3 protein-coding genes are annotated in these 8,998 nt (G+C 36.7%); all 3 read left to right on the plus strand.

Annotation, left to right across the window (positions count from 1 at the left end):
- The first annotated feature begins 208 nt into the window (after positions 1-208).
- Positions 209-1,282 (plus strand): type IX secretion system membrane protein PorP/SprF, encoded by a 1,074-nt coding sequence (locus PL77_RS29095; protein WP_082026793.1) that lies wholly within the window; start codon positions 209-211, stop codon positions 1,280-1,282.
- A gap of 18 nt (positions 1,283-1,300) precedes the next feature.
- The gene (locus PL77_RS29100) at positions 1,301-7,015 is read left to right on the plus strand and encodes a T9SS C-terminal target domain-containing protein (protein ID WP_044213334.1); all 5,715 of its coding nucleotides are present in this window, start codon (positions 1,301-1,303) and stop codon (positions 7,013-7,015) included.
- A 238-nt stretch (positions 7,016-7,253) separates the two neighbouring features.
- The gene (locus PL77_RS29105; RefSeq protein ID WP_052444835.1) at positions 7,254-8,663 is read left to right on the plus strand and encodes a glycoside hydrolase family 28 protein; all 1,410 of its coding nucleotides are present in this window, start codon (positions 7,254-7,256) and stop codon (positions 8,661-8,663) included.
- Positions 8,664-8,998: the final 335 nt, after the last annotated feature.

Genomic DNA, 8,998 nt, shown 5'->3' on the forward strand with positions numbered 1-8,998 from the left:
AGATCAGCAGAAATCTCCTGATTTCTAAAAACTACTTTATGGACTACAACTTGATCCATTTTTCATTCATGGCACTTCCCTAAATGATGTATAAAAAAGGGGACGAACGGTGACAAAAACATAAAAACTACAATTCTTGGGTAGAATATGAAAATTAATAATTAGATTTGAGTAATCAACGACTATTATTAAGTACTTAAGCAAAACTATGTGTGTTAAACTATTCAGCGTGAATGTGTACATCTGTTTTGTGCTCTTATTTTTTTCAACAGTTACTAAAATACAGGCTCAAGACGCTCAATTATCACAATATTACGCTTCGCCTTTGTATCTGAATCCTTCATTAGCTGGAACAAGTGGAGATGGAAGAGCAACTATTAATTACCGTAACCAATGGGTAGGAATCCCATTGAATTACAATACATTTATGGCCTCATTTGATACGCCGATTCCGAAAAAGAATTTTGGTGTAGGCTTTTTAGCACATCAAGATATTTTGGCGGTATCATCGGGTACATCTATGACTCGGTTGTCGATTAATATGACGGGTGCCTATCATTTAAAAATCAATAAAAAATATAATTTGAGTTTTGGTATACAGGGGGGCTTTGAGCAATCATCTTTAGGCTTTAATAGCTTCACTTTTAACGATCAAATAGATAATGATGGAAATATAAGTGGCTCAACAGCAGATCAATTGACAGATCAAAATAAAATCTACCCCGACATTTCATCGGGTTTGATGTTTTATTCAAAACAACTTTGGGTAGGTGCCTCGGTTTATCATATCAATCAACCCAACATTTCAAGGTTGGTCAATAGTGTAGATATTTTACCATTGAGATTTAGTGTAAATATGGGCTATAGGATTCCATTGACTTATAAATGGAAAGGAGCGATTGCAGACTACGATGATAAAACGATTAGCCTGATGATGCACTATCAGTCTCAAGGAACTGGAGATCAATTGAGTTTAGGAGCAAGTGTTAATTACAACCCCATCATTTTTGGTGTATGGTACAGAGGGTTGCCGATCAAAGCGAATGATCACCCAACACAACTCAATCATGATGCAGTGGTTGTGATGTCGGGTGTTAAATTCAACCGATTTGTGATCGGGTATAGTTTTGATTTTCCGATTGGTGGACTCACTTTAGGCGAAGGAAATTCTCATGAAATATCCATACGATACGATTTGAATTTCTATCCTAATTATTATAAAAAGAGGAACTTGAAAAAGGAAATTCCAAGTCATGCTAACTGCCCAGTTCCATCCATTTAAATAAAGCAAACTAACACAATGAAAAACAAACTTTTATATTTAGTAGTACTGCTACTTGCCTTTTTCTGTTTACCTTCTGTATCATTTGCTCAGAAGATAATGGCTAACGCAAGTCAGGGTTTATCAGGAGGAGAAGATATTATTGCTACTCCAGTAGAACGTTGCTTGACCTACAGTTCTTATTTTTATATTGATGAAGATGGAAAGGGAAGTGTTTCTAATCTTTCTTGGGATTTTGGCGATGGGAACACTTCAGTAGAGAACAACCCGTATCATATTTTTCAGACGGATGAAGATAAATCGTTCAATCTAAAAGTGACTTTCACACAAGGTGGGCAATCTAAAACTTTAGAAACGGTCATTAAAATTTCTACAGCTCCAGAAGTTGACTTTTCAGTAAGTACCACTGAAGGATGTGATGGTACTCAAGTATTTTTTACGATAGAATCGTCCATTAGCCTAAAGGATGTGAAGTTTACCGTTAATGGACAAGTGTTAGCCGAAAATGAATTGTCAAATCCTTTGCCAGCAAGAGAACAACCTTATACCGCAACTATTTACGGAACAACAGATAACGACTGTGCTATTAAAACGACGAATGAATACATTACAATTTCAGAGTTGATTGTTCCGAGTATTTCTCCTTCATCTTTGATTACCTGTGCTACTCAGGTTACTCAAACCTTCAATGCTTCAACAATATTTGAAGAAACTGGAGCGAAGGTGTCTTCAGGAGTAACTTATGAGTGGGATTTTGGTGATGGTAATACGGCTCAAGGTAGCAGAGTAAGTAACAACTATGATATTGCAAAAGGAGACCATTACACTTTAACGATCACGGCAACTTATGGAGGATGTTCTCAAACGGCATCGATTCCAGTGGCTTTAGGCGTAGATGCTGATATGTTTACCTACGAATTACCGGATACATATTGTGCGATTTATCCTGTAACATTTACGCCCTCATTGCCCGATAATCTCGATGGCCAAACGATCACTTGGGATTTTGGAGATGGTGTGAAGTATACTTCTGTTTATCCTGAAAAAATGCGTCATAATTTTACAAATACCCGAAGTTATACGGTAACAAAAACCGTAACAGCCAAGGTGGGTAGTTGTAGTTATACATTATATGTAGATGTTCCACCGATGGAACTCTCAGACATTAGTATTAAAGCCAATCGTTCTACTTTTTGTACAAATAATTTTAATGTGGTGTTATCCATCCAAAATTTGAATGGAAGAATTACCAATTTTTTCTGGAGGCGAAAAGGAGTCGATGAGAGGTTATTTGAGAATGAAGATAATCCCACCATTCCGTTAACAGGGTACGGAGAGCATATCATTGAATTGGTGGCGAATGATGCAGGTGAATGTGTCATTAATGAAATCGAAATTTCGTCATATCCCATTGAAGCAGAAATTATGGGTTTGTATAGTTCTTGTGCACCCCACACATTGACGATTGGTTATGAATTGATTCAAGATGACGCATTAATCAAAGACAATTCAACAAGTAGAAGGTGGGAAGCAGAAGAAAGGTCAACAGGTAAAGTATATACAAGTACTAGCAAGAATTTTGAATTGAAATCCTTGGAAGCTGGAGTTTATGATATTATAGTTCAGATTGACTTTGCAGCTGGATGTACAGTAACAGCATCAGATGAGTTGAAAGTGGGAGAAGCGGTAAAAGTAGATTTCGAGGTACTTGATGGACCTGATTATTGTAATGGTTCACTTATTGAGTTTAATAATACCACCGATTTGGGTACAGGAAGTGAGGGCGATGTCACTTTTTTATGGGATTATTTTGGTACTGATGTTTGGACTTCTTCATTTGGACGCAATGGCATACAAACGTATGATCACCTTGAGCCAGGAGAGTATTCAGTAGGTTTGAAAGCGGTACAAGATGGTTGTGAAGGGCAGCCTGTTTATAAAAAAATCACGATTTTAGAGCCACTCGCTAAATTTGAATTAGGTGTAACTGAACTGTGTGATCCTGATAAAATTTACATTGAGAATGAGTCAATAGGAGCAGGTGAAGGAAGTGATTATATATGGGATATTGAAGTAGGATTCAGGACCGCTCAAATTATTACCAAGGATATTAATGAAGACATTGTCAATCATCCCGATTTTCAAGCTTTAGCTATTGATTATGGTGATGAAGTAAGTGTGACATTAACTGTAGAAAATTCGAGTGCTTTACCTTCAAAAACACCCGAAGAACCGCCAGTTTATTGTGTGCATAGTGTAACCTCCTACATTAATATTGCTCAAAAACCTGAACCGATCGATATTCATTGGGATTTTACGTATCATGAAAATATTGAGAGTTATACTCAGCCTTCCGAAATCTGCCAAGGAACTACTTTATATTTTGATCCCAAAGTAACAGACGGAGGATATTATAGTTGGTCATTTAAAAAGAAAGGAACAAACAAGAGAATTTATCCCTCTTACAGTTCAAGAACCACCGAAATGACATTCAGTCAATCTGGTGTTTGGGTGGCAGAGTTAAACGCTCAATATTATAATGGGTGTTCTGAAGTAGTGGAACAAGGTGAGATAACGGTTCGTGCCATGGAATTTGATGTCACCTCAAACGTATCAGTGGCCACATTAGGAGATGAAGTTACTTATTCTGTAAGGCCAGGATACAAGATTGAGGCTCCTAACCCAAAATGGGAGTGGTATCATAATGATGTACTGGTAAAAAGTGGTACGGGCACTGTCGTTGAGGATTTTGTAATAACGTATGATGAGTTAAATAAACCTCAGTATATCAGCAATTATGTTTACTTAAAAGTGACTGCTGATCTTACTAGTTGTGAGGTTTACTCCAATTATACTTATACTTTGGTTACAAAACCTATTCTTGATTTTCCTGAGGCAGGTGATGACACTGGAATAGCTCGACACATAAGTTTTAATTTTCAGTGTGATTATTTAGAAACTTATATTGATCCTAAAGTTTCTGATACTACTGTCTATTCACCTTATTACGCAGAGTATAGGTGGAGAATAAAAAAGGAACCAGAACAACAATGGTCATCCATCACAAGCTATAACCGAGACAACTATATCTTCCAATTTAATTCCTTTACGGAAGGGACGTACACTTTGGAATTAACAATTAAAGACCGAAATGGATATTCTGAGAAAGATACTATCTATTTTGAAGTGCCTGAATTACCAAAAGCTGTTGCTGGATTTACAGCCACAGATTCAGTTTTAAATTGTCCGGGTGCTATAACCTTTACGGATAAAGCCGATGGAACAGAAGGGAATTCAATTCCAAGAAAATATGCTGATGGTTCTGATGTTCCTATTTACAGTTGGAAGTGGATCATCATGCAAGATGATTTGGTGATCAATACGATCGAAAGTAGTACTGGTGAACTCGAATATTATTTTATATCAGGAGATTATGAAGTCTATTTGGAGACCACCGATGTGCAATATTGTACAGCCATGTCATCACCCATAGCCATCAACGTAAAAGGTGTGACAGGCTCATTTTATATTAATAAAAAAGCGGGATACGCACCTCTAACAACCGATATGGTGGCTCTTCCCGCTTATGTATCAAGTGAGGTAATTGATATCGCTTATAACTGGGCGTCAGGCGACGGCTATAATGGGGTAGACTCTTTGCAGACTTTTACTTACGAACTTGATTCTAATATCATTTATACTCCTAAACTGGTCTTTGAATCAACACTAGACCTTGGGGATCAAGGTAAAGCCTCTTGTAATTATGATGCTATCACGGATGAATCCATCACCATTTTCAAGAAACCTGAGCTTGAGATAGATGATGTAGTGGTGTGTATCACGGAATCACCTTATACAGTTGAAGGTTACGATAAGAATTTTGAAGTAGCGAACCTCGTTGTACCCGACAAATTCAGTTACAAAGGCGTCACTAAATATCAGTGGAGTGTGGATGGAGAAAATATTCCGGCCTCTAGTGGAGGAATAGACGCATTAGCTTCATTTACCTATGGATCTTCTGGAGGTTATTTTGAAGTGGATCCAAATGATGAAGAAGGCAGAGATTACACCCTCGAAATTTGGGTGGATGCCGAATACATTGATTTTATTGACAGTGAAAATAACCATACAGATACACGTGTAGGTTATTCAACAAGAACGTTTAATGTGAAGTTTACGCCATCTCCAGTACCAGTAATTGGTGACCTTGTTCCAGTTTGTATGCTTGATTCAGCTACTTTTGATGGTAGTCAGTCGAATTTTACACCCTATACTACAGGAGAAATTGTAGATTATACTTGGGAGTTCTTATTGGATGGAAGTGTTGTGGATAGTTATACAACTACAGATCCAATATCGCATTATAAATTTGATGCACCGGGTACTTATACTGTTAACTTGACTGTTTCTTCAGACAATACTTGTACACCCGTGACCACGTCCTCTTCTATTTTGATTTATGCATTGCCCGATGTGAGTTTTGAGGCTGAAGATGTTTGTGTTGGGGAACCTACACTTTATACTAATACTTCGACCTATGAGGGTGTAAGTATAAGTAATAATCCCAACTTAGTAAAAGGTTTTGTATGGTATTTTGATTGGGAAAATGATTCGACAACAGTCAGTTCAACCGCTGTTTCACCAACATTTACCTATGCTGAACCAGGTACTTATAAAGTAAAATTAATCATCGAATCGTTGAAAGGCTGTACTAAAGAAATAATACAAGAAGTCTATGTTAGTGATTATCCTTATTTGGTACAAAAAGAAGATTTTTATGTATGTGAAGGCTCTTCGACCACACTTTCAGTAGAAGGAGGAACCGTATTTGAATGGAGTACAGGGGAAACAACTTCCGAAATCACAGTGACTCCAACAGAGGATGTTACTGAATACACAGTGAAGGCCTGGAACGATACAGGGTGCTTTACAGAAGCAAGTGTAAAGATTTTCATTATTAAATTACCAAAGCCTACTCAAACACTTTACTATGCTTGTGAGGGGGATGATGTAGAAATGGATGGTACTATTGAAGGCTTTGAAGGAACGCTTGGTGAGTATCAATGGTCCAATGGTACAGTAGGCCCGAAGGTGACTGTCAGTGAACCGGGGATTTATACATTGACCAATCTCGTAACGCATGATATTTCTGGTGTAGAATGTCTGATTACGCATGAATACGAGTTTATACACCGACCACTTCCCCCTGGATTTGCAGTGCAAGATACATTATTTTGCTTTGAAGAGTTGGGTGAAATTGTTATTCAAGCAGCAGAAGCGCCAGGTTATGTTTATTTGTGGGAAGATTCAGGAGAAACCACATCTGCAGTGACAAGGTATGATGGAGGAGAATATACAGTGAAAATTATAGATACTTCCACGGAAGACAATTGTGAAACTGTAACTTCAATGAATGTAACTAGAGGTTGTCCTCCTATTTTCTTCAACCCAACAGCATTTACACCTAATGGTGATGGCATAAACGATGAGTTTTTGATACGATCTAAATATGTAGTCAATATCAAACTAACTGTTTATAATAGTTGGGGTGAAATTATATTCCATGACAGTTATGAAAATTCAAATGCCGCGAACCAAGAGGGTAGAGGTTGGGATGGAACCTATCAAAATAAGTTAGTACCAGGTTCTGTTTATACCATAGTGATAGAATATGATAGTGAGTTTTTTGGAACGCATCATAGAGATGTCTCCAATGTAACTGTCATTAGATAATTGAAGAGAGAGTCATTACGGTGGCTCTCTTTTTTTATTCATTTTCTTGATTACCCCCCCAAAAACACTTCATTATAGCATTATAGTAAAAAACTCCCCTTTTATCAGTAGTTTTTTTTCAGAGGTAAATTAACTGAAAACGGTATGTTTGTTATGGAAGATAATTGTTGAAGTGAGACCGACTTGAGTATTTATTTTCTATGAAATGAATGAAATAAATCATAATTAGATTTAGTTAATGAAATCTTTGAATACTACCTATTGCCTGCTTGTACTGATGGTATTAGGCACTTTTTTGACTTCCCCACTTTTTGGACGAGATTATTCAGTTTTGGATTATGGTGCCTTGGCAGACGGTACTTCTAATGATACCAAAGCTGTACAAAATGCTATCAATAAATGTAGTGAAAGCGGTGGAGGTAGAGTGATTATTCCTTCAGGAAAAGTAGTGCTAATAGGTACTATTTATCTCAAAGATTATGTCACACTTTTTGTGGAAAATGGAGCAATATTGAAGGGAAGCCCAGATATAAATGATTATACTAAAGACACACATAAAAACAGATATAAAAATGAACCCCACATGGACCGTTGCCTTATTTATGCTGAAAATGCAAAATATTTCGGTATTGAAGGTAGAGGGACAATAGACGGGAATGGTCATCCTAAATTTTTTAATCGAAAAACAGGGAGACCAATGCTGATACGTTTCCTTAACTGTTCTAATATTCAAATGAGATCCATTCAGCTCATCAACCCTGCGGCTTGGACTTCAGCTTGGATCAATTGTAATGAAATAGTAGTAGAAGGGATTCGTATTAAAAGCCGAGTGAATCACAACGGGGATGGTTTAGACTTTGATGGTTGCAAAAATGTGATGGTATCGAACTGTTCTTTTGATACTAGTGACGATTCGATCTGCTTACAAGCCTCAGACCCGAATGGATCATGCAGTGATATAGTGATCAATAACTGTATTTTTGAAAGTAAATGGGCAGGTATACGTATTGGTTTGTTGTCAAGGGGAGATTTTGAAAGAGTGAATGTAACCAACTGTACTTTTAAAAACATCAAAGATAGTGGCTTGAAAATTCAAATGAATGAAGGCGGTGCAATGAAAAATATGACTTTTTCAAATATGACGATGACCAATGTACCTCGACCGATCTTTATGACATTTTGTAAGCAAAGAGCACATGTAGATGCACCAGCTGAGTTGTCTCCAATGAATTATATGGGAGATATGACTTTTGAAAACTTCCAAATTGATAATCGTATGGTAGAAAAGAACGCTGTAATTGCAATGACAGGTTTACCAGAAGGTCGTATCAAAAATATCACTTTGAAGAACATCAACATGCATATTGCAGGAGAGGAAGCATCAGCATACTTATCAAAAGCAGAAGTAAAAGAATTAACTCCAGATGTACTGGAAGGGTGGTGGCCAGAATTTAGAAGACTTGGTGGGACATTGCCTGCATCAGGAATTTATTTAAGACATATGGAAGGTGTGTTTATGGAAAGTGTAAAACTCTTTACTACTAAAGAAGATAAAAGATCTCCAATTGTGACAGACGATGTTCAAGATATAGATGTACACCGTTGTTTTGTAAATGGTAATAAAATAGAAATGACATTGACTCATTAATTCAAATAAAGCTTTACAACTAAACATATACAACAAACAATTAAAAAGGCACTAATCCTCAATAGAAGATTGTGCTTTTTTGCATTACGATAATAGATTTCTGACTAATACATATTAAACTATCCTCAACTTTCAATTGATCTTTATACAAGACTTTATAGAGTCACTTCCAAACTTCCTTCCTCTTCATTTTTGTCTTAACACAAAAACGAAGCAAAAAACTTAGAAGTCAAAAGCTAAATTCCATTTCTCTCACCTAAATGATTTTAAACTCGCTAAAGCTCAAACAAGAAAATCATTTTTAACGGCTCGATATATGAAATTCTTAACGCTTT

Source organism: Flammeovirga sp. OC4, from assembly GCF_000812565.1.
Taxonomy (GTDB): domain Bacteria; phylum Bacteroidota; class Bacteroidia; order Cytophagales; family Flammeovirgaceae; genus Flammeovirga.